Consider the following 26002-nt stretch of genomic DNA (forward strand, 5'->3'; position numbering starts at 1 on the left):
TCAATTTAACGCCTTTGATATCCTGCCCTACCATCGCTTCTCAACTCCACCTGATAATTCGGACAGCCCCAGCATTTGTGGTTAAAATCAAGCTGCCAGGTTAGCGACAGCTCGTAAACACCGCGTGTCGGACCCAACTTTGAAGTATTGAAATCATACGAGTAGCCAAATACAAAGTGCCCGGCCTGTAGCGAACCGAACGCATTTATCGAAGTCAGCAAGTGGCTGTTGTCGCTTTTGCCTTCCGGGTTGAGCACAGCCGTACCCCCAAAGGTGAATGCTTTAAAAATCAACGCACTTCCGATGTCCAGCCGGTTGTACTGCGTCTGGCGCATGTAATTGGCGGTCAGCAGCAACTTGGTGTCTTCGGGCATCCACATCGTGCGTGTGTCGTAAATATTAAAGGCATAGCCTCCGTGAACAGACAGGAACAAGTCTAAAGGCACATTGCCATTTTCCGTAAATGAAATGTCCGGTTTATTTAAATGCTTGAGGGTTGCTCCAAACCATACATCCTCTTTGTCAAAAAGAAATCCTGCCGATATGTCGAAAAAATTAATCCTGTTGGTTGCGCGCATCACATTGGGATCAATGCTCCCGGCGCTGATCTCTCCTGTATTGATGTTTACCTGGTCCTCCAAAAGCAATCCTCCAAAGCCAAAATTCTTGGTGCCATACCCTGCTTCGATTCCCGGTCGGAAATTCCATTCGTCACCAATACTGACCCTATAAGAATATACACCGTTGAATTGGAAAAAATTGTAGCCGGTAAATTTTTCAGAATGGTTCATGACCGTAACCCCAATTCCTGCGTTGGCACCAACCGCCGCATTGACAAAGGCAAATTCAGTATCCATGCGCCGATTGCCGTCCGGCCATTGGGTGCGGTGCAGGATACCTGCATGCCAGGTGTCCATTAAACCCGTAAATCCGGGGTTGATGGTTTCGGGAACGAGAAAATATTGTGTGAATACCGGATCCTGGGCGACTGCCCTTCCAAACATCCCAAATACCAACAGGGTAAATAGTGCTTTTAATTTCATTTGATGGCTTTTATTTGATGAGTACGAATGGATGTTCCTCTTTGACAATGAATCCGTAGAAAGTCTCTGCCCTTACTTTCGCAAAATAATTCCCGTTTTCTGCTTCAAAACCTTTGATTTTCGCATCCCAGCCTTTGAGGTTTTCACCCGATTCAGAATAAATCAATGATCCCCAGGTATCGTAAATATCAAGTCGTACATTCTTTAATGCCTTGGTTACCGGCCTGAAATAATCGTTCAGCGAATCGCCGTTGGGAGTAAATGCCGTTGGAACAACCAACAAATAGCCTTTCTCAACAAGCAATGATATTTTGTGGATGTAAATGCAGCCGAATGGATAAGTCACCGTTTGCGTTACAATATAATCCGCAGGATTCGTATACCCATGCGACGGACTCAGTTCTGTTGAAAAAGTACCATCCCCAAAATCCCATGAAATGCCAATATAATCGCCGGTTACATCGCTGTGGAATTGCACAGGGTCAACAACGGAATAAATCCCATAAGTTGAATACGCATAAGACGCTGTATCAAAGGTATTATAGCCCAGCACCGGTGTCTCTACATTTACGGTGTGATTGGCAGTGCAGCCATGGCTGTCAGTAACAGTCAAAACTACAGCACCGTTGGTAGTAGTTTGCATAATTTCGTTGTTGGCCCCGTTGATGGTTCCGCTCGACCAACTCAGTACATACGGAGGAATTCCTCCGGAGACCGCAGCTATAAAACGCTGTACCACGGTATGGGCATCGCAGTCCGGCGTGGTTTCTGTGTTTATATTAATGACAATAGGCGGCTGGCGGCTAATGCTATAAGTTTCAGATTTGATACAGCCGCGGGCATCGGTTACCGTAACCTGGTAATTTCCTGCCGAAATGTTGTTGAGGTCTTCAGTAACCGCACCGTTGGACCAGGCGTATGAAAATGGCGGAATGCCTCCCGAAACCAGCAGGTTGATGGCGCCACTGTTAGCATCGTTGCAATCAAAAGCATTGGTTGTATTTGCAGTAAGCGCCAATGGCTGCGGCTCAACGATGATAAAGGTGCGGTTGATCGTGCAAGGTGTGCCGTCAACGATATTGACAGTATAAGTTCCAGGCCCTAAGTTGTTGCGTACCGTTCCGGAGGTACTGCCGTCATTCCAGGTTAGTGCGATCGGGGTTATTCCACCTACAAAATTCAGGTTGATGGAAGCATCATGGGCGCCGTAACATGAAATCTCTTTTACTACGGGCGTAATTAAAAACAGCGGTGCTTCGGGGATGATGACGTTTATGATTTTCGGGCAGTTTGTTGCATCTGTTACCGTAATAATGTAAGTACCTGCTGCAAGATTGTTCTGGTATGTTCCTGTAGCAAAATTACTCCAGGCAGTAACGTAAGGCGCTACGCCTCCGCTAATCGCAAGGCTGATGCTGGCATTGTTGGCGCCATAACAGGTGATTGGTGTAGTAGTTGCCGTTATTACAATTTCCGCAGGCTGTGTAAGCGTGACGCTGAGGTTTTGCGAGCAGTTATGCGCATCTGTCACGGTAAGGTTGTAAGTCCCTGCAATCACATTTGAAAGGTTTTGTGTGGTTGCCGTAAAAGTTCCCGGCCCGGTCCACGCATAAGTGTAATCAAAAACGCCCGGAGCCAGTGCTATAGGTGTTCCGCCTGCCACATTGATGCCAATCATTCCTGTTGCATAACCGTAACACAAAACATTTGTTTGCGATGCCAGAGCAACGGTCAGTAGCGGCGGCTCAGTAATCGTAAAGATCGCAGTAGCCGGGCCACAATTGTTGGCATCTGTAACCGAGACAGAATACACGCCAGGTGCAAGATTTGCAATGTCTTCTGTAGTCGCAAAAGGAAAGGTATCTTTCAGCCATGTGTAGCGATAAGGCAAAGTTCCTCCGGTAACGGAAATTGTTACGGCTCCATCCGCATCATTGAAGCAGGTAACGTCTTTTTCGAAATCGGTCATAATGATGATTTCTGCGGGCTCAGTTACCGTATAGGTTTGGGTAAACGGACAGCCTCCGGCATCAGTTACCGTGAGTGTGTAAGCACCAGGTGCGAGGTTTGCAATGTCGTCTGACGAAGCATTAAAACCACCCGGACCTGTCCAGCTTACGAGGTAAGACGGTCCTGTCGGAAACGGAATTCCTCCGGTAATATTGGTATCTATGGCACCGTTATTGGCCAGATAACATTTACTGTCTGTTACCGCAACTCCTGGACTAATCGAAGGGTTTACCGTGACAGTAATTGTAAAATCAGCCCCTATACATATACCTGAAAGTGGCGTTATTATATAGGTTACTGTAGCAGGGTTTAAAGTAGTGTTGGTCAATGTTTGGCTTATGGAAACCTGGGGTGATGCTTCTGCGGCAAAACCTGCAACCGATCCGGGCGGATTTACTATCGGTGTGAGCCAGGTATAAGTCGTTCCAACGGGCACCGTGTTACCTGCAATAGTATCCGGCGCTATTATAAATGCATTGCCGCTGCAAATCACCGGTGCTGCCGCAGCAATTACAGCAATTGGATCAACTGTGATTTCTGCTGTATCAGAAATAATCGCCGAACACCCTCCTACAGGAAGTGTAACAATGCAATAGTAAAAAGTCGTGCCAATATTGGAAACCGGCGGATTGAAAACAGCTGCGGTTTCCCCGACAATCAGCGTTCCACTTGTCGTATTATTAACCGCATTTGCATACCACTGGTATTGCGGGACACCTACGCCATTGGCGTAAGCAACGCTGAGCGGCGGCGTAGACTGGCCTAGGCACAAAGTATTTGAAAGCGGTTGCATCGTAAATGCAGGTGCCAGATTCACAAGCACTTCGGCAGTGGCACTAATAGTTTCACACCCTTGTGCCGTTGGCTGTGTCACGATGCAATAATACCAAATTGTACCGGTACTTGCAGTATTTGGAATATAGGTATCGCTCGTAGCGCCTGTTATAAGAGTTCCTGTCGTATTGTTGTTCGCCGTATTGGAATACCATTGATAATTGTATGCTGCTCCGGTTACACCTCCCGATGCGACCACTCCTAATGTCTGCGGCGTGGCATTTTGACAGAGGGTTTGAGATGCCAATGGCTGAGTCGTTATTACCGGATCAGAAACCACATTTACGACAGCGGGATCCGTTGCTACCGCGCCACAACCATTACCAGTTAATGTAACTGCTGCATAAAAGTAAAAAGTTCCTGTAGCATTAAAAGCCGGCGGTGTGTAGCTGTCCGTCGTAGCACCGGATATTAATGTCCCCCCTGTATTTGACAAACTGGTATTGGTGTACCATTGCCATGAAGGTGTTCCGGTACCACCGGTGTAAGCGGCAGTCAGGGCGGCTGGGATTGTTGCACCTACACAAAGGCTTTGGCTTGGCAGCGGTTGTGTGCTTATGGTTGCAGCCGCCGTAGCTGTAACGGCTGCCGTTTGTGACGTGATTGCAGAGCAGCCTCCAGACGAAGCCAATGTGATGATCACATAATAAAAAGTAGTGCCGACGGTATTGCCTGGCGGCGCATAGGAAGCATTTCCTGCACCTGCTATCGCAGTGCCTGAACTGGTGTTGTCAACTGCATTTGAGTACCATTGGTATGCGGGTATGCCTGTGCCATTTGCATACGTGACAGAAAGTATATCGGGCGTGCCCCCCACGCATACCGTGCTTCCTAATGGCTGATTGACTATTGCAGGAGCTGCAATGACAACGACTTCTGCGGTATTGCTGGTCGTTCCACAGCCAAGTCCGGTTTGTGAGACTACACAGTAATAGTATGTTGTCGCTACTGCAATTGTTGGTGGTGTTAATGTGGCGGAAATTTCGCCGGTTAATGCTGTTCCTCCCGTGTTGTTGTTTGACAGATTGCTGTACCATTGGTACGAAAAAGTCCCAACCCCACCAGCAGCGGTTACAGTCAATGCAGCCGGTAAGGCACTTTGGCATAATGTCTGAGTAACCATTGGTTGTATGGAAATAACCGGATCGGCAAAAACATTAATCGTTGCCACATCACTGGCTACTGCGCCGCAGCCGTTTCCGCTTAAAGTCAGCACCAGATAATAATAAAATGTGCCGGCGGCTGAAAAAGCCGGGGGCGTATAAGTGACAGCTGTTTCGCCTGTTAGTGACGTCCCACCCGTATTTGAAGTGGTAGTGTTGCTGTACCATTGGTAAGTTGCCGTTCCGGTACCACCTGTAAAAGCAATCGTCAACGGTATTGGTATTGCAGCACCTACACAGAGATCCTGCGATGGCAATGGCTGGGAAGTAATGGAAATACCTGAGGTAATGATTATCTCTGCGGAATTTGATACAATTGCAGAACAACCACCCGATGGCGGCAAGGTGATGATACAATAATAATACAATGTTCCAACAGTAGCTGCCGTTGGGATAAAAGTGGCTGCTGTTGCTCCGGTTACCGGAATGCCTGTTGTATTGTTATTTGCCGTATTGGAATACCATTGATAGCTGGGTGTTCCAACGCCGTTAGTGTAAGCTACTGTTAGAGCCGGAACAGTTCCGCCCTGGCAAACCGTTTGATTTTGGGGCTGGGTAGTTATGACTGGTGATGCCTTAACAATCACTTCCGCTGTCGCGCTTACCACCGTACAACCGGCAGCAGATTGAGATACGAGGCAGTAGTAGTATAATGTTCCTGTAATGGTTACCGGCGGTGAAAAAGTATTTGAAGTGGCTCCGGAAATTGCCGTTCCCGAAGTTGAGTTGTTTGCAATGTTGCTGTACCATTGATAGTTCAGCGTCCCTACGCCACCCGTTGCTGTTACAGTAAGAAGTGTCGGCGTGACACCCTGGCAAAGGGTTTGGGTTACTATGGGCTGTGCGCTTATTACAGGGTCGGCTGAAACCAACACTTCAGCAGTTGTCGTGGCTACCGTTCCACAGTTGCTTCCCGTTAGTGTTACTTCTGCATAATAATAAAAGCTTCCGGCAGCGGAAAAGACTGGTGGCGTGTAAGCATTTGCTGTAGCCCCAGCAATTGCGGTGCCTCCGGTATTGCTGTTGGTGTTGTTTAAAAACCACTGGTATGAAACCGTCCCAGTTCCACCGGAATAACTCAATGTCAGCGCTGCAATTGAACCGCCTGCACAAATGTTCTGGGTGGCCGTCGGTTGCAAGCTGATAATTACAGGTACTGTAATATCTACTTGTGCAACATTTGAAATGATGTTGGCGCATCCACCTGAAGAAAGTGTTACCACACAATAGTAATATAATGTCCCGACAGCAGTTGAAGGCGGAGCATAAGTTGCACTGGTAGCGCCCGGAATAAGTGTGCCTCCTGATGTGTTGTTTGATGGATTGCTGTACCATTGGTATTGCGGCGCTGCCGCGTTGGAAAGGGCCACTGTTAAGGCTGTCGGTGTTCCGCCCTGGCAAACTGCACTCGATGCAGGCTGGCTTGTAAAATTTGGCGCGGGATTGACTACGATTGTATAACTTACAACAGTACCCGGACAAGTGCCCGCTATAGGTGTGATTTGATACGTTACTGTTCCAGCGGTAGCCGCTGTGGTTGTAATAGTCTGGATTGGAATATTTCCACTCCCTGAATTGATGAAGCCCGTAACACCGGGAGTGGCTGTTGCCGTCCATGTAAAGGTCGCCGAGGCGGGTGTGGCTGTGAGCACTACCAGAGCGGTTTGCATTCCTGAACAAATGGCCTGTGTTAACGGTGTGTTTGTAATTGTGGGAGCGACGTTAATGGTAAAGGCTTTTGTTGAAACAACAGAGCTACCGCAATCATTGCTTACAGTAAGCGATACGGTAAATGTACCCGTCGTGTTATAAATGATCGTTCCCGGATTCGCGGTATTTGCAGTGGCAGGCAGACCTCCGGGAAAACTCCACGCATAAGTAAGACTGGTTCCTGCCGGTGCGCATCCGTCTATTGCCGCTGAAGGCGTAATGCTCCCGACTCCGCAAAAATCGTTAATGGGATTGATGATAGCGGTTGGTGGCTTTTTGACTACAACCGTTTGGGATGCAGAAGTGACACTTCCGCAGGAATTCGTTGCGGTTAATGATATGGTGTAGTTTCCTGGCGTCGTAAAATTAAATGTAGGATTTGTAGAGGTTGCCGTAGAACCCACAGCATAAAACGGAGGTGTAGCGCCTGAGCCGCAATTGGCACTTGCATAAGTGACAGTCCATTGGTAAGTGGCAGGTGTGCAGGCATTCGCCACTGTGGTAGTGTTGTTTGCAGTTATAGTTTGAGGCGTGCAACCATTTGTGGAATTTAATGTAAATGAGGGTGTGGCGGGGCCTTCGATGCAGATAGTATTTGTAAACGTATCCGGTCCACATGGATTATTAGTTGTTAAACTTACCATGTAAATACCGGGACCTGAAAAAGTATGGCACGCCGCAATAGGTGTCGCGGAAGTCTGATTTATTATATTGGTTGGGCTGGCAGGGTCGCCAAAGTTCCAAACATATGTGGCTAAAGTGCTACATGTAGAACCTGAATTTCCGCCTATGGTGGTGTTTGTGAAACAGACGTTATCAGATATGCAGGCATTAGGGGGATTTGTAAAAGAGGCTTTAGGCTTAATCCGAACTTGTATATTTCCCGCCGTATATGGTGTTGTGTCACAAGCGTTAATTACATTTAGTACGGCAGTAAAACTCGGAGCAGGACATGATGATATAAGGTATGTATGTGAAATGGTACTGGAAGCTAATGGGTGTGTCAATGTTACCGATTGCCCATCACCAAAATCCAATTCATAAGTTGTCCCGGGTGAATTAAGCTCCCAGTTTGTAATTGTAAATGGTACTGTGGCAGGCGCACACAAACCTGTCGTAGAGCCCAAAGTACCCAAACTTCCGGCAGGATTGCTTTGATTTGCTACAACATACGTCTTTACATTATTGCAACCATTTGAGGCATTCGCAGTAATAGATAAGTTGAAAGATCCAAGCTGGGTATATGTATGCGTTAAAGGAAAATCAGTAAACTGTAAATTATTTTGAATTGTGGCATCCCCCCAATTAAGAGTATAAGAAGTTGTGCAAGAACTGCTTGTTGAAATGTTATTAACAGTTAATGTATAATTCGGCGTTGCGGCAGTCGGATTATTATGACAATTACTAAATGGAAAAAAAACATCAACATCAGCTAAACCAACGTCTACCTTCCTTTTTACCGTGACCACTTTGGTTTTGGTCGTGACGGCGTTATTGATGTCTGTGACTGTTAACACAACACTATAAGGTTGGTTACCACAACCAATAGCATTATTAAATGTATGGTTCGCGGAAACAGTCGTTACTAAAGGTGTCCCATCTCCAAAATCCCAAGAATAAGTAAATGGTCCAGTGCCAGTCAATGTCGACGTAAATTGAATATTTGTACCTGAACAAGTATTGTCGTTTGTAAAAGTAAAATCCACAACTGGCGGTGCCAATTGCAAACTGTTTTGAGCGTTGGTATAAAAGGAAAATAAAACTAATAGAAAAATGTAAAGCTGCTTCACTAAGTGGTGTATTTAAATTTAGAAAATCCGATGGTAGTAGATGTGTAACAATCTTAATTCAAGGCATTTGTAATGGATTACCATGCGAATTATTTTTCATAGCCGCACATGGTTAAACCTATGTTTTCGGCATCGCCAACACTGGATTGCTCAATTTTATGCTTGCATCGTTTTAACGCTTGGCAGTTGCTGTTAAAATGATACCGTTTCGCTCCCGCGCTTTTACACACGTAAATCACAGCATCATCCGCTGCAGTATTTTCGGCAGCATGGCTGTTCATCACAGGCATCAACATATTAGAAGTGGATAATGCAGGCGTGTGAACCGAAAGATTCTCGGTTTTTTCCTGACAGCCGGCCATACCACAAAGCCAAAGCAAGATGAGCGCCTTGCGGCACCACATTGTTTTTTTCATTATTTGTTTGTTTTAGGTTCTGGCGGGTAACTTATGACCGAAAGGCCTGGTTTTGGCGGGTATTTTATTAAGTGTGGTATTTACTTGGCGTAATTTTAACAAATAAATAGGGACTATTGCGTTCGTAACTGTAATATTCGATGAAACACTTAAAAAAACGCTTAAATACATGAAAGTACCGCATCGTTGTTAAGATGTTTCAAACTTAGTTAGTTAAAAGGAATTTATTTTACGGTTTTCCGTAATGGAAACCAGCGTATGGAAATTTTGTTTTGCCTTGCGGCGGTGTGTAAAGTGGATCGGGGAATCCGGTAACTGGCGTTTAATGATGCGGATGAAGTGGTATTTGCCGCTAATGTTTGACAAGGATAGGGATTAATTGATAATTGACAATGGATAATGGATAATTATTTTAATAAGTCGATGGTTAAAGCTACTGCGTATCCATTTTGGTTGTGCACTAACGCTTTGGATATCTGAATACGATACACGGCATTGATAGCACCAAATGACCGGAGCAACGAAACCACCTCATAAGATTATGCAGGCCATTTAGAGTCACTTTAATTCTGAAAAGATTGGAGAAGTAAGAAAAGCCACCTGAAGCTACCATGCCTGCCTAAAAAAAATGCATCTCCTCGAAAATTAACTAAATTTTCACATCTCTTATCATTTTTTTCGTATGTTTGCGACCTGAAATCCCCATTTCATTTTTATAAACTTAACGACATCAACTATTTATGGAATACTTAATTTAGACAATTGTCTTGCTTTATTTCAGAAATCAAGCAAGCACGACACCCCGATCTTCTATTTTTTTTAGCGGCTTCAATTTTACCAAGCCGATCCCATTAAACACCAGGTAGAAAATTTCAACTGATTCTTACGATTTATTTTTTGACAGGCCGTCACAGTAAATGCTGTGTCGTCTTTGAAGTGCTTCTGTTTCAAAGTTTCTGCTGTGAAATAGTTTACACATCTTATCTGGTCTCAAAGAAAATTTAATCCATGTTCCGAATCGTTGCTTCTGCCGCATCACGCTTATATGTTTTTTTTTAAACGTTTTATTGGCTGGATCGACAAGGTAAGAACAGTGAAAAAATGAGCAATCATTACTGTTATGCCGGGAGAAAATACGCCGTTTATAAAACAAAACATGATACGAAACTTGCTGCATAACAAGTGATTCACTGAGACTATCCATTGCAGTGTTTGTGTACCTGAACAACAATTTTACCTTTTTTTAACTAATATATTTTTGCTATGAAACAACTTTACCCCAAATTTAAAAGTTTTGCAACGGTCTCCTTTATTCTGGGGATACTTTTGCAGAGTTACTTAGGTAACGCTCAAACGACATTGTCCGCCGGAGATATCATCTTCACGGGATACGATTCCAATCCCGCTCCGGCTGCGGGTGATGTTTATTCCATTGTGCTGCTTACCAATATCTCCGCAGGTACAACAATTAATTTTACAGACCGTGGTTATTTTGGCAGTGGTGTCTGGCAAGCGGCCGGTTCTACAGAAGCTACTGTTACCTGGACCTCAGGAACCGCTATTCCCCTGGGAACAGAGATAGTAATAAAAGGTCTTTCAGCTTCCGTTTACAACACAGGTACCGGTGTACTAACCGCGAATGGTACGGTTACTTTAAGAGAAGGCACTCCTGCAAACGGATTGTCATTATCGAACGTAGGGGATCAGGTTACGGCCTTTCAGGGAGGTACTGGTATTCCTGAAAGTAGTGGTGTCACTTTTATCTCGGGACTGCATTATTTTTATTGTAATGCCGGTGTCGGAACCACTCAAACAAGTTGGGACGCTCCGGCTTGTGCAGATGGGCCAAACTCTTCTGTTTTACCATCAGGCCTTACAGGCGGGACGAGCGCTTTCTATACCGGAACGGTAACAGGAAATACCGTAGCTACATCGGGTAAATTTAGTGGAACTGGCGCGCCATTTAGTAATGCTGCCGCAATAAGAGCTGGAGTTATGAATCAGGCAAACTGGACACTTTCCAATTCTGCTACATCGCTCACGATGCCTTCAGGCGCTACCTTTATCGGGTCATCGCCAACCATTACCGGCAATCCGCCGAATAGGACAATTTGTGTTGGAGGTAATACCACCTTTGCAATTACGGCGAGCAATGCTACCGGTTACCAATGGCAACTTAATAGCGGTTCCGGATTTACAAATATTTCTAATGGCGCACCTTATTCAGGTGCAACTACTGCAACTTTGACTATCACAGCAGCCACGGCCGGAATGAGTGGCTATTTATATCGCTGTGTGGCCACTAATTCAGGTTCTGTTAATTCAAATGCAGGAACACTAACAGTGCCGAATACAATTGTCACTACTACTTCTCAGACTAATGTTTCCTGTAAGGGAAGCAGCAATGGCTCAGCAACGTTATCAGCCTCCGGAGGGATCGGACCTTATTTCTACTCATGGTCTCCTTATGGCGGAACAGCAGCCACTGCCAGTGGCCTTAGTGCGCAAACGTATACGGTTACGGTTACAGATAATATTTCCTGTACAAAAACCCACACCGTGACCATAACAGAGCCTGCAAATGCGGTTGCGGTAACGCCTGCTTCACAAACCAATATTGCCTGTTTCGGCGGCTCTAATGGTGCTGCGGCAATCAATACACCAACCGGAGGAACACCTGGATACACGTACAACTGGACTCCGGGAAACCCAACTGGTGACGGGACCACTTCGGTTACCGGCTTAACCGCAGGTACATGGACGTGCACGGTCACCGATGCTAACGGATGCACCGCTACTCAAAGTTTTACAGTAACGCAACCAACTGCTTTTTCAGTGACGGCTGCCTCACAAACCAACATATCCTGCTTCGGCGGTTCCAATGGTACAGCTTCAGTTACCGCAACAGGAGGTACTGCTGGCTATACCTACTCATGGTCTCCTTCGGGTGGAACAGCCGCTACTGCGTCCGGTTTATCAGCTGGCACTTATACCGTAACGGTAACCGATGCCAACTCTTGTACAGCGACACAATTATTTACAATCACCCAGCCTGCAACGGCGGTATCAGGAACAACGGTAATTACAAACATTGCCTGCAACGGAGGCTCAAACGGGTCGATCAACCTGACGCCATCCGGGGGATCCGCACCTTACACATTTAACTGGGGCGGTGGCATTACCACTGAAGACAGGACAGGGCTAGCCGCAGGCAGCTACTCCGTGACAATCACAGACGTTAACGGATGCACAGGAACTGTAAATGCTACGGTAACACAGCCTGCAACGGCGGTATCGGGAACAACGGTAATTACAAACATTGCCTGCAACGGAGGCTCGAACGGGTCGATCAACCTGACGCCATCCGGAGGATCCGCACCTTACACATTTAACTGGGGCGGTGGCATTACCACTGAAGACAGGACAGGGCTTGCCGCAGGCAGCTACTCCGTGACAATTACAGACGTCAACGGATGCACAGGAACTGTAAATGCTACGGTAACACAGCCTGCAACTGCAGTATCAGCAACAACAGTAATCACAAATATTGCCTGTAACGGAGGCTCGAACGGGACGATCAACCTGACGCCATCCGGAGGAACCGCACCTTACACTTTCAACTGGGGCGGCGGCATTACTACTGAAGACAGGACAGGGCTTGCCGCAGGCAGCTATTCCGTGACAATCACAGACGCTAACGGATGCACGGGAACTGTAAATGCTGCGGTAACACAGCCTTCGACGCTCGTTGTAAACCCTTTATCGCAAACAAATATTGCATGCTTTGGGGGCTCTGGCGGAGAAGCTACGGTTACTGCCAGCGGCGGTGCCGGCGCATATACTTATTCATGGTCGCCAAGTGGCGGAACAGCTGCTACGGCCACGGGCTTAACGACTGGTACTTATACCGTAACGGTAACCGATGCCAATTCCTGTACGAAAACACAGTCATTTACCATTACACAGCCTGCAACTGCTGTATCAGGCACAACGGTCATTACAAACATTGCCTGCAACGGAGGCTCAAACGGGACCATCAACCTGACGCCATCCGGAGGAACCGCACCTTACACCTTCAACTGGGGCGGTGGCATTACCACTGAAGACAGAACAGGGCTTGCCGCAGGCAGCTATTCCGTGACAATCACAGACGCTAACGGATGCACAGGAACCGTAAATGCTGCGGTAACCCAGCCTGCAACTGCGGTATCAGGAACAACGGTAATTACAAATATTGCCTGCAACGGAGGCTCAAACGGGACCATCAACCTGACACCATCGGGAGGAACCGCACCTTACACTTTCAACTGGGGCGGTAGCATTACTACTGAAGACAGAACAGGGCTTGCCGCAGGCAGCTACTCTGTTACAATCACAGACGCTAACGGATGTACAGGAACCGTAAATGCTACGGTAACACAGCCTTCGGTGCTCGTTGTAAACCCTTTATCGCAAACAAATATTGCCTGCTTTGGAGGTTTTGGCGGAGAAGCTACGGTTACTGCCAGCGGCGGTGCCGGCGCATATACCTATTCATGGTCGCCAAGTGGTGGAACAGCTGCTACGGCAACCGGCCTAGCGGCAGGTACTTATACCGTAACGGTCACTGACGCAAACAGCTGTACGGCTACACTTTCGTTTACCATTACCCAGCCAGATGCCATTACCACTACTGACGCACAAACTAATGTTTCCTGCAACGGCGGAACAAACGGTTCGGCATCGGTAACCGCAATTGGCGGAGCCGGGGATTATACCTATTCATGGGCGCCAACTGGCGGAACTGCTGCTACGGCAACCGGCCTAACGGCAGGTACTTATACCGTAACGGTCACAGACGCAAACAGCTGTACGGCTACACGCTCGTTTACCATCACCCAGCCGGATGCCATTACCACTACTGACGCACAAACCAATGTTTCCTGCAACGGCGGAACCAACGGTTCGGCATCGGTAACCGCAATTGGCGGAGCCGGAAGCTATACCTATTCATGGTCGCCTTCCGGTGGCACAGCTGCTATGGCAACCGGCCTAACGGCAGGTACTTATACCGTAACGGTCACTGACGCAAATAGCTGTACGGCTACACGCTCGTTTACCATCACCCAGCCGGATGCCATTACCACTACTGACGCACAAACCAATGTTTCCTGCAACGGCGGAACCAACGGTTCGGCATCGGTAACCGCAATTGGCGGAGCCGGGGATTATACCTATTCATGGGCGCCAACTGGCGGAACTGCTGCTACGGCAACCGGCCTTGCTGCCGGTACTTATACCGTAACGGTCACTGACGCAAATAGCTGTACGGCTACACGTTCTTTTACCATTACCCAGCCGGATGCCATTACCACTACTGAAGCACAAACTAATGTTTCCTGCAACGGCGGAACAAACGGTTCGGCATCGGTAACCTCAGTTGGCGGAGCCGGAGATTATACGTATTCATGGGCGCCAAGTGGCGGAACTGCTGCTACGGCAACCGGCCTAGCGGCAGGTACTTATACCGTAACGGTCACTGACGCAAACAGCTGTACGGCTACACTTTCGTTTACCATTACCCAGCCGGATGCCATTACCGCCACTACTTCGCAAATTGATATTTTATGCAATGGTGCTGCCACCGGTACTGCAAGCGTAACGGCAACCGGGGGAACAGGTGCATACACTTATTCCTGGTCACCGTCTGGTGGAAATGCTGCGACTGCAACTGGACTTGTTGCCGGGACATATAATGTGACTGTTACAGATGCGAATGCATGCGCAATTGTTAAGACCATCACGATAACAGAAGCTGCGCCAATAAACCTCACTTTACAGCCAGTGGCTATTTCTGTTACAGAAGGAGCCAATGCTACTTTTAGCATAGCAGCTTCAAATGCTACAAGTTACCAGTGGCAGGTTAGCATCGATGGAACTTCATGGACAGATGTTGCGGATGGAGGCACGAACCCTGTATATTCCGGGGCTGCTACCACAACACTGACCTTGACAAATGTACCTGAAACTTTTGATGGTTATTTGTACAGGGTAAGCGTGTCAAACGGTTCGACTTGTTCAGTGAATTCCAATTCCGCCGAACTGACCGTTACCCCAGATTTGAAAATGGAAGATTTCAGCAGTATCGGTGTAACCATCTACCCCAACCCGGCTTCATCTCAGGTAGCAATCAAGATCCCGGAGATTTCAACCCACAGCAATTGCTCAGTCGCGGTATATGATTTAAATGGAAGGGTAATCATGCAGAAAAGACTTACGGCTGAATCTGAAAAAATCGATATTGCGCACTTGAAATCAGGAGTTTATATTTTCAATATTACATCTGATCGTGCAAAAACTACAAAAAGAGTAGTTAAATATTAAAAACCAAAATACTGCCGGTGCTTCTAACAATACCCACCGGCATTTCTTTTTGCTTTAAAAAATGCCAATAAAAACACTGCTTTCATCAAACGATGTGGGCAGTGTTTTTTATTTTACAGAAGTGTCTTGTCCTGAAATAGAGATGCACAAACACTATCATTATGGAAAAAGGTTTACGGTTTTCCGTGATGGAACAGGGTATGGAAATTTCGGTTTGCTTTGCAGGGGCTTTTAAAGCGGGTCCGGGGGAATCCGTTAAACGGCGTTTATTGATGCGGAATTAGATCTCCCACGTCAGCTAAGTTGCCTGCACCTTCAATTGCCTCAAAATCACGTTGCCATACCTTGATGGCTTCCAATATGGGCAGGAACGCCAATCCTTTTTCGGATAACTTATATTCTACCCTTGGTGGCAATTCCTTGTAAGCGATCCTTTCCAGTATGCCGTCTTCTTCCAATTCTTTCAGCTGTTCCGTTAGCACCTTCCTTGAAATGAAAGGGATGATGGCATCTAACTGGCCGAAGCGAATACTCCGGGTTCCCATAACGTTAATAATCATCGGTTTCCATTTGTTGCCGATCGTACCGATTGCCCTTGTAAACGGACAATTCGAACTGCAAAATTTTTCGTCTCTCATATTTTCTAAAAATTAGTGGTTACCCGCCGGTAACCAGAACCTACGGTAATGGTTACAAATATAAACTATTGATAGTATCTTTGCGTAACAAATTTAAAAGAATTAAAAATGAATAGATTAAAGGACAAAGTAGCGGTAATTACCGGTGGTAATAGCGGCATTGGTTTGGGTATTGCCCAGGAATTTAAAACTGAGGGCGCAGTAGGAACTATCGTGGGAAGGAATCCCGAAACCCTGGCTAATGCCGCCGCACAGTTCGCCGGTAGTTTTATAGCGGTAAATGCCGATGTGACCAAAATTTCCGACCTCGAAAACGTGTTTAAGAAAACATCCGGAAAATTTGGCAAAATAGACATACTTGTAGTCAACGCGGGTGGCGGAGCCGTTGGAACGGTTGAACATCTTGGCGAAGCCGACTATGACAAAACAATGGACCTGAACCTGAAAAGCGTCTATTTCACCGTCAATAAAGCACTGCCGTATATGAATGACGGCAGCTCCATTATTCTCATCGGATCAAATGCGGCACATCGCGCCTATCCGTCTTTTGGGCTTTATGGTGCTGCAAAAGCAGCTGTTATCTTTTTCGCGAAAGCATTTTCAAATGACCTTTTAGCCAGAAAGATCAGGGTTAATGTAATCACACCCGGTACTACGGATACGCCAGCCTTTGAAAAGTTCGTGCCCGCAGACCAACTCGAAGGGTTGAAAAAACACTTTGCAAGTGAAATGCCGATCGGCCGGATTGGCCAGCCAGCTGATATTGGCAAAACAGCCGTTTTCCTGGCCTCGGATGATTCCTCTTTTATGCTTGGCGCCGAATTGATCGTCGATGGCGGCATGACTTATCTGTCTAAATAATTGGCCATACCCGGATCTGAATAGTCCATGCATCGCAAACACACACTAATAATTAAAAAAACAACAATGAGTGCATTAAAAAACAAGGTGGCAGTAGTTACAGGTTCTTCACAAGGAATAGGCGCATCAATTGCCAGGCATTTTGCGGCGGCTGGCGCTAAGGTGGTCGTAAATTATGCTTCAAGTCAAGAAGCCGCAGAACAGGTTGTAAAATCGATAACCGATAATGGAGGCACTGCCATCGCGGTGCAGGCCGATGTATCAAAAGAAGCCGATGTATTGAATCTTTTTGAAGAAACAAAAAAAGCTTTCGGCACATTGGACATTCTGGTGAACAACGCCGTTTCTCAAGGATATGCGCCTATCGAACAAATATCGATTGAAGCTTTCCATCAGAGTTTCAACGTCAATGTACTGGGGCCAGTATTGACCATCCAGTCTGCGTTGAAATTGTTCGGAGATAAAGGCGGCAATATCATCAACATCAGTTCGGGTGCCAGCAAATACCCGCTTCCAAATGCTTCATTGTATTCCTCAACCAAGGCCGCATTGGATGCTTTTACCATTGCGTTATCAAAAGAATTGGGTGCGAAAAACGTTCGCATTAATTCCATCTTGCCTGGGGCTACTGAAACAGAAGGTGCCACAAGTGCAGGCGTCACGAAAGGAAGTGATTACGAAAAAATGTTCATTTCCAATACGCCGCTTGGCCGCAGGGGACAACCTGAAGATATTGCGAAAGCTGCCGTGTTCCTTGCTTCAGATGATGCCGCCTGGATTACAGGTGAACAAATTTCAGTTTCCGGTGGCATGTATGGCTTTTAATGGATAAGCCAAACCTCAACAAATTTATAACATGCACAAGCAAACATACCTTTCAAAAGGCATATTGTTTTACGGTTTTCCGTAATGGAGAACAGGCTATGGAAATTTTGTTTTGCCTTGCAGCGGCTTGTAAAGTGGATCGGGGAATCCGGTAACTGGCGTTTAATGATGTGGATGAAGTGGTATTTGCCGCTAATGTTTGACAAGGATAAACAATTTAAATTAATAATTAATAATTTTTAGTATGAATCGTTATAAATTAATGGATAATAGATAATTTCCTATTAATAACTTAAATACCGATTGTGCTTCGTTTGGCTAACCTCGGTCGAAGATTAAAAATGCGAAAAGGCATGCTATTATTTCCTGACAGTTAAAAATTTGTCAATTGGATTTAAACATTTTTAGTTATCTTTCACTTATACCCCGAGTTGTGCGATAGTTTGCGAAACCGCTTAAAATATGATAACGAAAATAAAAGACTTTATAAAAAACCAAATTCATAAGAAAAATAACTTGTTTCCTATGACAGAAAATTGTGATGGCTTCTTATTCTTTTTAGGAAATTCAGAAAATGATAAGCAACTTATAATTAATCCGAAAAAAATATCTAAAATTGTTAAATACATAAATGAAAACAAAATTTTATGTATTACAGTTAATGATGCTTATTTTGATAAAATCGAAAATTTAGATTTTTTGAAAGAAATACCTAATGTTGAAGAAATTTCAATTTTGCAAAATAATTTGAACTTAAAACCAATCGAAAACTTAAAAAGTTTAAAATCATTATCATTCAGCGAAACTACTGAAAAATTAAACTTAAATAAATTTCATAATTTAGAGATATTAGGTTGTGATTATCGAAAAGTTGAAAATTTAAAAGAATGTAAAAATTTAAAATCTGTTTCATTACATTTTTACAACAAAGAAAACCTGGTTGAATTCGAAAATTTTGACAATCTAGAAATACTTTTTCTTGTACAAACTAGTATCAAAAATTTTAATGGAATTGAGAAACTTAAAAATATAAACAAAATAGAATTACACAATTCGCCGAAATTGGAAAGTTTAAATGGTTTGCCTCGTAATTCAGAAAAATTAAGAACTTTATTCATTTATAACGCAAAGAACCTAATTGATTATGGAAAATTGGATACTTTAAAAAATTTAAAGAAATTACAATTAGTTTCAGGCGGAGAAATTGAAAATCTTGAAATATTTGAAAAAATGAATAATCTAGAATATTTGCAACTAGGAATGAATATAAAAAATGGTGACAAAATAGAATTAATGAATAAAATAAATAAAAAATAAAACCATCGCACAACAGCGGCTAAGCGAGATTGCTGGTTCTGAGTAAATTGAACCACTATTTTTCACAACTTCGTCTGCGGTCACAGAGAATACTCAGCTTCGGTCGCCGCAACCTCTGTCAGCTGCGAAACGTTAACAGCAAGCTCCAAAAAATCGTGCACAATGGATGAAGGTATTAGAAATATGCAGAATGCTATAATAAAAATTAGCGAAGAAAGATTAGGGGAACCACTTACAGATAAAATGATACATGACATCAGATTATTTCAAGGCTATATGGGTTTAGAATTCATAATTGATACTGTTAAAACGTCTGAAGGAAACGAATTGCGGGAATATTTAAAAAATTTGAGGAATGGCCTAAGTCATTAAATGCCTATACGTCCGAAATTTAAACCAGAAATGAAAAAACTTTCAATATTTATATTCGCCGTTTTTCTTATTTCCTGCAATAGCGGGAAAAATATGCAAGTGGTCAATTATAAAATTATAACTACGGAAAATGAAAATATGGAAATCGATTCCATTGAAATTTCAAAATTGCCAAAACATTTAAAAGCTGTAGCCGCTTTTTACGCTGCGATGGGCGGAACAAATTGTACAAACGAAACGTGCGAGTTGACAACTGCACTCGGATTGGGCAATCAGGGTTCTCAAAGTCAAATTGATTTGATTAAAACCTATTTTCCCAATGATAAAGTTGCAGAAACCCTGATTAAACAGGATTGTTATTTACGTCCAAGTGGCGCGTCTGCATTTTCAGATTTTGAATTTTTAAATATTATCGATTTGGGACAAATTGTCAAAGTTGAATATACCCTTATGACCTACGATCATGGAGAAGTAAAATATATAAAGGGGCCAGATTATTATTCATACAACCAAAATGTGTTTGCGAAAACAAAACGCAATTTATGGAAGCATCTTGACAGGTAAATGTCGCACAACAGCGGTTAAATGAATCGGCTGGTTTTGTATCAATTGAAACCGTTTTTTTTCATAACTTCGTTTTCGTTCAGCATAAAATACGCTGCTCCCCGCCGAATTTGGTTGGCCGAGTGGCGGTTGTTTTAAGCGCGAGCCGAATAAAAGACTATAAAAACCAGAACATGAGAAAAGTAATTGCCGCAATCAATATGACGCTTGATGGTGTTTTTGATCATACAGCGGGAATACCTGATACAGAAATACACCACCATTACACGGAGTTACTGAATCAATCAGGAGTGATCCTTTATGGCAGCACTACGTATCAGTTGATGGAATTCTGGAAAACATTTTTAGAAAAGCCTTCTGCTGAAAAGGCGATGAATGAATTTGCTGCTGCAATCGATAAAATTCCAAAAATTGTGTTTTCAAATAGCCTCAAAAATCTTGACTGGAACACTGCGACATTGGCCAATATTGATCTGAAAGAAACAGTCTTAGCACTCAAAAAGAACACTGGAAAAGATATTCTTATTGGTAGCCGCAGCCTGATCATGCAACTTACCGAACTTAACCTGATTGATGAATATCAGATCTGTGTGTATCCCGTCATCCAGGGAAACGGATCAACTTTGTTTGAAAATTTAAATCAAAGCGTCATCCTGAAATTGATAAAAACCAAAATATTCACGGGTGGTTCGATTATTCTTTATTACCAACCTGCAGTCGAATAAAAATGACGACCTCCAACCGTCTGAAACCACAATCGTGGCGTTCGGTAAATGACGTTTCATTTTCACGAAGAAAGTTTTATCTTGGCAGAGCGAACCCAGTCGCTTTGATCCGCGACTGCACGAAGCGGTAAACATGAGCTGCATAGCCAGAAAACCCGCTTGTCCTCAAATAAACTGACTAAAAATTAAAAATGATTAATGGATAAAATTAATTTATTGGTTACGATAACTGTAATAACAATGTTCATTTCATTATTTCTAGCGTTGTTTTTGACCACAGTAAAAACAGCGCATAAAGTAAGCAATCGCCTGTTTGCTTTTTTTCTGGTTTTAACTGCAATTGATATCAGCATCAATCTAGGCGATGTATTTGAAATTCCTTTGAATACAAGGATTTTTATCAGCTCTTTTGTTTTCTTACAACTTCCCACTTTTTATCTGTATGTTTTATCTGTCTGCTATTCTGATTTCAAGCTAAAACCAAAATATTTAATCCACAGTATTCCGTTTTTTGTTGTAAACCTGGTTTTTGTACCCCGCTTTTATGCTGTGAACCTCGCTTCTAAAATTAGTTTTCTTGAAAAAAGTACCAGCATGCCGGAAATACAGTTCAATCATATTTTAGTACACATTCAAATTGTTTTGTACCTCATTGCGGCTTTTATGCTATTAAGAAAAGCAAAAAAAATATATCTTGAAAATTATGCCGGGGCAAGTGTGGAATCGCTTCATTGGTTATTTCAGTTTACGTTGGCACTATCAATCTTTTATTTCATTGCGCTAATAAAAAACATCTTTAAATTTACTGATTACCGTAACATTTCCGAATGGGTCAAAATGGGACTTTTCTTATTCGAACTGGTCATCATTTTTTGGTATTTATACAAGGCGTTAAATAATCCAGGCCTGTTTAGAAGTATTGATTCAAAATTAAAACTTGTGGAATATATAATTTCCGAAGAGAAAAACGACTCATTAGCTGAAAATGAAAAGGCGTACAATGAAGATATATTGAAATTGCAACAGTATATGATTGAAGAAAAGCCATTTTTGAATCCTTCGTTAACCATACAGGATATTGCTGCCGCTATTCAAATTCCTGTTCGCGATTTATCGCTTTTAATAAATCATAAATTAGACCAGCATTTTTATGATTTCGTCAATAGCCATCGGATAGAAAATGCCAAGGCTATTTTAAAAGATGTTACAAAAAGCAAAGTAACTGTTTTAGAAATTCTGTACGAAGTAGGGTTTAATTCAAAATCTTCTTTTAATACGGCTTTTAAAAAACACACTGGCATCACACCAACTGGTTACCGCAAAAGCTTATAAAACAATGCTTTGCAATTACCCGTACCTGTTCTTACATTACTCGTACTTATTTTTTGACACAAATGCGTTCGAATACTTATATTCGGTCGCCCAGCCTTGATTTCATCCACATCTTTGTATCGAAATAAATTCATAACCTAAAAACGATACCATGAAATCTTACTTACAATTCTTAGCGACTTTATTATTAGTGAGCCACTTTTCTTTTGGACAAGACGTCTTCAAAAAGATAGATTCCCTGATACACGATAATTATAAAAAAAATCCAGACGTAGGGATTAGCGTTGGTTTTATCAAAAACAATGAAGGATTCTATACCGCATATGGCAAGTTGAGCAAAGAAAGCCAAATTGAAATCAATAAAAATTCCATATTTGAAATTGCTTCTATCACCAAAATTATAACTACAAATTTAATCGCACAGGCCGCTATCGAACATCGATTAAAGTTGGATGATTACATCGATAACTACCTTCCTGCAATTTTTGTATTACAAAAAGAACTTAAAAACAAAATAAAAATATCAGACCTGGCATCTCACCAATCAGGTTTACCGGATATCGATTTCGGAAAGCTAATAGCGTTAAATCCGCAACAACCTATAAGTAATGTAACTGAAAAAACATTGTCCGATATGATCAATGATTGTACAGCATTAAAAGATTACGGTCAATATCGTTATTCTACAATCGGCATTACCTTGCTCGGACAAATTTTAGAAAAGGTGTATGGCAAGAGTTATGAGGCAGTACTTCGTGAAAAAATACTACAGCCGTTACAAATGACACATACATTAACCAAAGATTTTAAGGTAGAAGACAGGACGACGGGTTACAATCCCGATGGTGGCATGCAGGAATTTTTTGAATGGAATATTACCGCACCGGCTGGATTAATAAAATCCAATGCTTCCGATATGATTGCCTATTTAAAAGCGGTATTGAATGTACAGACTCCGGTAGGTAAAGCTGCGCTAATTACCGAAAAAATCTACTATAAGGACGAAAAGAGGGAAATGGGATTGGCAACAAACATCGTAACAGATGATAAAAATACACTTTATCAAAAATCTGGAGATTCTATGGGTCAGTCCTCGATTTTATGTTACAACAGGGCTCAAAATTGGGGTATCATTATACTGCTAAACCAAAGAAACTCGAAAATGAGACAAAATTTACTGAATGTAATTTATGACACCGTACTGCAATAATTAAAGCCAGGCAGGGAAATACGACCAGGACTGCAATCGTGAAAGTGTATATTTCAGTGCCCGGTAATCTTCTTTCTATGGCCTGCACCCCATTCACTCAACGTTCTTAAAACATCTTTTAAGGTTTCGCTATATGGCGATGCTTCATAAATAATGCTTACAGGTGTGGTGGCAAAAACCTTCCTGACAACCAGTTCGTTTTGTTCCAAATGTTTGAGTTCCTGGGCTAAAATTTTGGGCGAGATGCCTGCTACGTCCTTCATGATTTCATTAAAACGCTTGGGTGCCTGTACCAGGCTGAGTACGATGGGCAATTTCCATTTTCCGTTCAACACATACAAGGCATCGATCACGTTCCTCAAATTGCCTGAGCATTCCGCTTTAGAAATTGGTGCTGTTTCTTTTGTTTCTGTCATGTTGCAAAGGTAACCACTTTCCAAAATGTAACCGCTTTCCTTTAGGAAATCACTCACTATTCGATAGTCATAATGCCTAGTTTTGTGCTATAATTTTAAAAAAAATAAAATGAGCCCAAAAAGAATATTACAGATAAACTCAAGCATGATGGGTGATCAATCGTACAGTAAAAAGCTGGGAAATGCCATTGTCACGAAAATTATGGAAAAATATCCGAACAGTACAACTGAGCAACTGGATCTGGTCGAAATGCACATGCCACACCTCACGCCCGAAACCTTACAAGCCATGTTTACGCCAGCGGAACATCAAACAGATGAAGCGAGGGCGCTGCTTGGTTTGTCCGACAAATTGGTGAAGCAATTGTTCGAATCAGACATCCTGGTCATTGGCGCACCCCTGATCAACCGCACCATCCATACCTCGCTGAAGACATGGATAGACCACATTACCAGGAGAGGCGTAACATTTGGGTATGGTACGGATGGCCTTCCTATGGGCTTGGTATCGGGCAAAAAAGTGTATGTTGCCATGAGTTCTGGTGGCGTTTACACTGATGCACAAGGTGAAGCCAATGATTTTGTGGCCCCTTACCTAAGGAATTTTCTAGGCTTCCTGGGTATGGCCGACGTTACGGTATTCAGGGCGGAAGGTGTTCATGTTCCTGTACTGCAGGATACGGCATTGCAAAACGGAATCAATAGTATTGTTATTGATTAACAACCGATAAACCGTATCATAAAAAAAATCCCAAACTCTCATCAGAATTTGGGATTTTTAATATCAAAGCAATTGTTTTTACCTTTTTATGATTTTTATCGTTTTCACTGAACCACCACTGGTTACCTTGACATAGTAACTTCCTGACGGTAAATTTGAAAATTCTACAACGCCATCTTTTGCATTTATCGACTTGACAGCTACTTCCTGACCCAATACATTATTTACACTTATCGTATTTATTGTACGGCCATATTTGATGAACACCACGTTTGAAGTTGGATTTGGATAAAAGCTAAATGGTACATCATCAAAAGAGTTTGTAGCCAATGCAACTGAAACCGTTACCGGAAATGGAGCACTGCTACAGCCCTGGCTGGTCGTATTGACTGCATAATAGGTAGTGCCGTTCGCTAAAGTCGTAGTGCTGTCGAGCGGATTGGTCTGCGATATTGCATTCGGTTCAGAAGCATACCAGACAACAGTTGACGGACTGATCACAATATCAGAGATTGTCGGATCGCCGGAAATAGCACCGGTTATTATCTGGGACGATTCCCCAACTGGAGATTCCGATTGATTTATAGTTAAATTTAATACCGCTGTATTTGTACATCCTGCAGCATTTGTAGTGACATTGGTGTATGTTCCACTCGTTGTGTAAGTCGTTCCGTTGTCAGCCCAGGTATAACTGTTGCAAGCCGTCTCAGTAACGCTTGATGTCGTACGGTTATTAATTGTCAGGTTCAACGTTGCTGTGTTCGTGCATCCTGAAACGTTGTTGGTAACATAGGTATACGTTCCGCTCGTTGTGTAAGTTGTTCCGTTGTCAGCCCAGGTATAACTGTCACAAGCCGTTTCAGTAACACTAGTTGTCGTACTGTTATTAATTGTCAGGTTCAGCGTTGCTGTGTTCGTACAACCGGAAGCGTTAGTGGTAACATGGGTATACGTTCCGCCCGTTGTGTAAGTCGTTGCATTGTCAGCCCAGGTATAACTGTCACAAGCCGTTTCAGTAACACTAGTTGTCGTACTGTTATTAATTGTCAGGTTCAGCGTTGCTGTGTTCGTACAACCGGAAGCGTTAGTGGTAACATGGGTATACGTTCCGCCCGTTGTGTAAGTCGTTGCATTGTCAGCCCAGGTATAACTGTCACAAGCCGTTTCAGTAACACTAGTTGTCGTACTGTTATTAATTGTCAGGTTCAACGTTGCTGTGTTTGTGCATCCGGAAGCGTTAGTAGTAACATTGGTATACATACCGCTTGTTGTGTAAGTCGTTCCATTATCCGCCCAGGTGTAACTGTCACAAGCCGTTTCAGTAACACTGGATGTCGTACTGTTATTAATTGTCAAGTTCAGGGTTGCCGTGTTCGTACATCCTGAAACGTTGGTTGTAATATTGGTGTACGTTCCACTAGTAGTGTAAGTCGTTCCATTATCCGCCCAGGTGTAACTGTCACAAGCCGTTTCAGTAACAATTGATGTCGTACTGTTATTAATTGTCAGGTTCAAGGTAGCGGTGTTTGTGCATCCCGAAGCGTTAGTGTTAACATGGGTATACGTTCCGCTTGTTGTGTAAGTCGTTGCGTTTTCGGCCCAGGTATAACTGTCACAAGCCGTTTCAGCAACACTGGATGTTGTACTGTTATTAATTGTCAGGTTCAGCGTTGCCGTGTTTGTGCATCCGGA

17 protein-coding genes are annotated in these 26002 nt (G+C 43.4%); 11 read left to right on the forward strand and 6 right to left on the reverse strand.

Annotation, left to right across the window (positions count from 1 at the left end):
* Positions 1-5: 5 nt before the first annotated feature.
* The 3 genes from BLS32_RS10300 to BLS32_RS10315 all read right to left on the reverse strand — a co-directional run bounded on the left by BLS32_RS10300 (position 6) and on the right by BLS32_RS10315 (position 8966).
* Positions 6-1043 carry a PorP/SprF family type IX secretion system membrane protein gene (locus BLS32_RS10300; protein ID WP_091395117.1) on the reverse strand — a complete coding sequence of 346 codons (1038 nt, stop codon included), beginning with the start codon at positions 1041-1043 and terminating at the stop codon, positions 6-8.
* A 10-nt stretch (positions 1044-1053) separates the two neighbouring features.
* Positions 1054-8481 carry a PKD domain-containing protein gene (locus BLS32_RS10305; protein ID WP_139171745.1) on the reverse strand — a complete coding sequence of 2476 codons (7428 nt, stop codon included), beginning with the start codon at positions 8479-8481 and terminating at the stop codon, positions 1054-1056.
* Positions 8482-8639: 158 nt separating this feature from the next.
* Entirely contained in the window at positions 8640-8966 is a 327-nt protein-coding gene (locus BLS32_RS10315) for a hypothetical protein (protein ID WP_139171746.1), read from the reverse strand.
* A 1263-nt stretch (positions 8967-10229) separates the two neighbouring features.
* On the opposite strand from BLS32_RS10315, the gene BLS32_RS10320 reads away from it, so the two are divergent.
* Entirely contained in the window at positions 10230-15329 is a 5100-nt protein-coding gene (locus BLS32_RS10320; RefSeq protein ID WP_091395130.1) for a T9SS type A sorting domain-containing protein, read from the forward strand.
* A gap of 61 nt (positions 15330-15390) precedes the next feature.
* Positions 15391-15564 (forward strand): hypothetical protein, encoded by a 174-nt coding sequence (locus tag BLS32_RS18470; protein WP_170227630.1) that lies wholly within the window; start codon positions 15391-15393, stop codon positions 15562-15564.
* 31 nt (positions 15565-15595) lie between these two features.
* On the opposite strand, the gene BLS32_RS10325 is transcribed toward BLS32_RS18470, so the two are convergent.
* Complete coding sequence (locus tag BLS32_RS10325; RefSeq protein WP_091395133.1) at positions 15596-15967, reverse strand: winged helix-turn-helix transcriptional regulator; 372 nt, start codon at positions 15965-15967, stop codon at positions 15596-15598.
* A 108-nt stretch (positions 15968-16075) separates the two neighbouring features.
* Here BLS32_RS10325 and BLS32_RS10330 point away from each other — a divergent pair, with 108 nt between their 5' ends.
* From BLS32_RS10330 to BLS32_RS10365, 8 genes are all read left to right on the forward strand, one after another.
* A complete protein-coding gene (locus BLS32_RS10330) occupies positions 16076-16828 on the forward strand; it encodes an SDR family NAD(P)-dependent oxidoreductase (protein ID WP_091395135.1) in 753 nt (250 codons plus the stop codon).
* A gap of 66 nt (positions 16829-16894) precedes the next feature.
* On the forward strand, positions 16895-17653 hold the full coding sequence (locus BLS32_RS10335; RefSeq protein ID WP_091395138.1) for an SDR family NAD(P)-dependent oxidoreductase: 759 nt from the start codon (positions 16895-16897) through the stop codon (positions 17651-17653).
* Between the two features lie 462 nt (positions 17654-18115).
* Positions 18116-18970 (forward strand): hypothetical protein, encoded by an 855-nt coding sequence (locus BLS32_RS10340; RefSeq protein WP_091395141.1) that lies wholly within the window; start codon positions 18116-18118, stop codon positions 18968-18970.
* A 162-nt stretch (positions 18971-19132) separates the two neighbouring features.
* Positions 19133-19342, forward strand: coding sequence for a hypothetical protein (locus tag BLS32_RS10345; protein ID WP_091395143.1), 210 nt, complete (start codon positions 19133-19135; stop codon positions 19340-19342).
* 138 nt (positions 19343-19480) lie between these two features.
* Complete coding sequence (locus tag BLS32_RS10350) at positions 19481-19906, forward strand: hypothetical protein (protein WP_139171747.1); 426 nt, start codon at positions 19481-19483, stop codon at positions 19904-19906.
* 173 nt (positions 19907-20079) lie between these two features.
* The gene (locus BLS32_RS10355) at positions 20080-20631 is read left to right on the forward strand and encodes a dihydrofolate reductase family protein (protein ID WP_091396087.1); all 552 of its coding nucleotides are present in this window, start codon (positions 20080-20082) and stop codon (positions 20629-20631) included.
* A gap of 198 nt (positions 20632-20829) precedes the next feature.
* A complete protein-coding gene (locus BLS32_RS10360; RefSeq protein ID WP_170227631.1) occupies positions 20830-21963 on the forward strand; it encodes a helix-turn-helix domain-containing protein in 1134 nt (377 codons plus the stop codon).
* A gap of 151 nt (positions 21964-22114) precedes the next feature.
* Positions 22115-23173 (forward strand): serine hydrolase domain-containing protein, encoded by a 1059-nt coding sequence (locus BLS32_RS10365; RefSeq protein ID WP_091395152.1) that lies wholly within the window; start codon positions 22115-22117, stop codon positions 23171-23173.
* 53 nt (positions 23174-23226) lie between these two features.
* On the opposite strand, the gene BLS32_RS10370 is transcribed toward BLS32_RS10365, so the two are convergent.
* Entirely contained in the window at positions 23227-23589 is a 363-nt protein-coding gene (locus BLS32_RS10370) for a winged helix-turn-helix transcriptional regulator (RefSeq protein ID WP_091395155.1), read from the reverse strand.
* 109 nt (positions 23590-23698) lie between these two features.
* Between BLS32_RS10370 and BLS32_RS10375 the strand changes: the two genes are divergently transcribed.
* Positions 23699-24310 carry an FMN-dependent NADH-azoreductase gene (locus tag BLS32_RS10375; RefSeq protein ID WP_091395158.1) on the forward strand — a complete coding sequence of 204 codons (612 nt, stop codon included), beginning with the start codon at positions 23699-23701 and terminating at the stop codon, positions 24308-24310.
* A gap of 78 nt (positions 24311-24388) precedes the next feature.
* On the opposite strand, the gene BLS32_RS10380 is transcribed toward BLS32_RS10375, so the two are convergent.
* Positions 24389-26002, reverse strand: a 1614-nt coding sequence (locus BLS32_RS10380; protein WP_175453161.1) for a T9SS type A sorting domain-containing protein, incomplete at its 5' end; no start/stop codon positions are given.

The sequence above is a fragment of the Flavobacterium noncentrifugens genome (genome assembly GCF_900100375.1).
Classification (GTDB): Bacteria; Bacteroidota; Bacteroidia; order Flavobacteriales; family Flavobacteriaceae; genus Flavobacterium; species Flavobacterium noncentrifugens.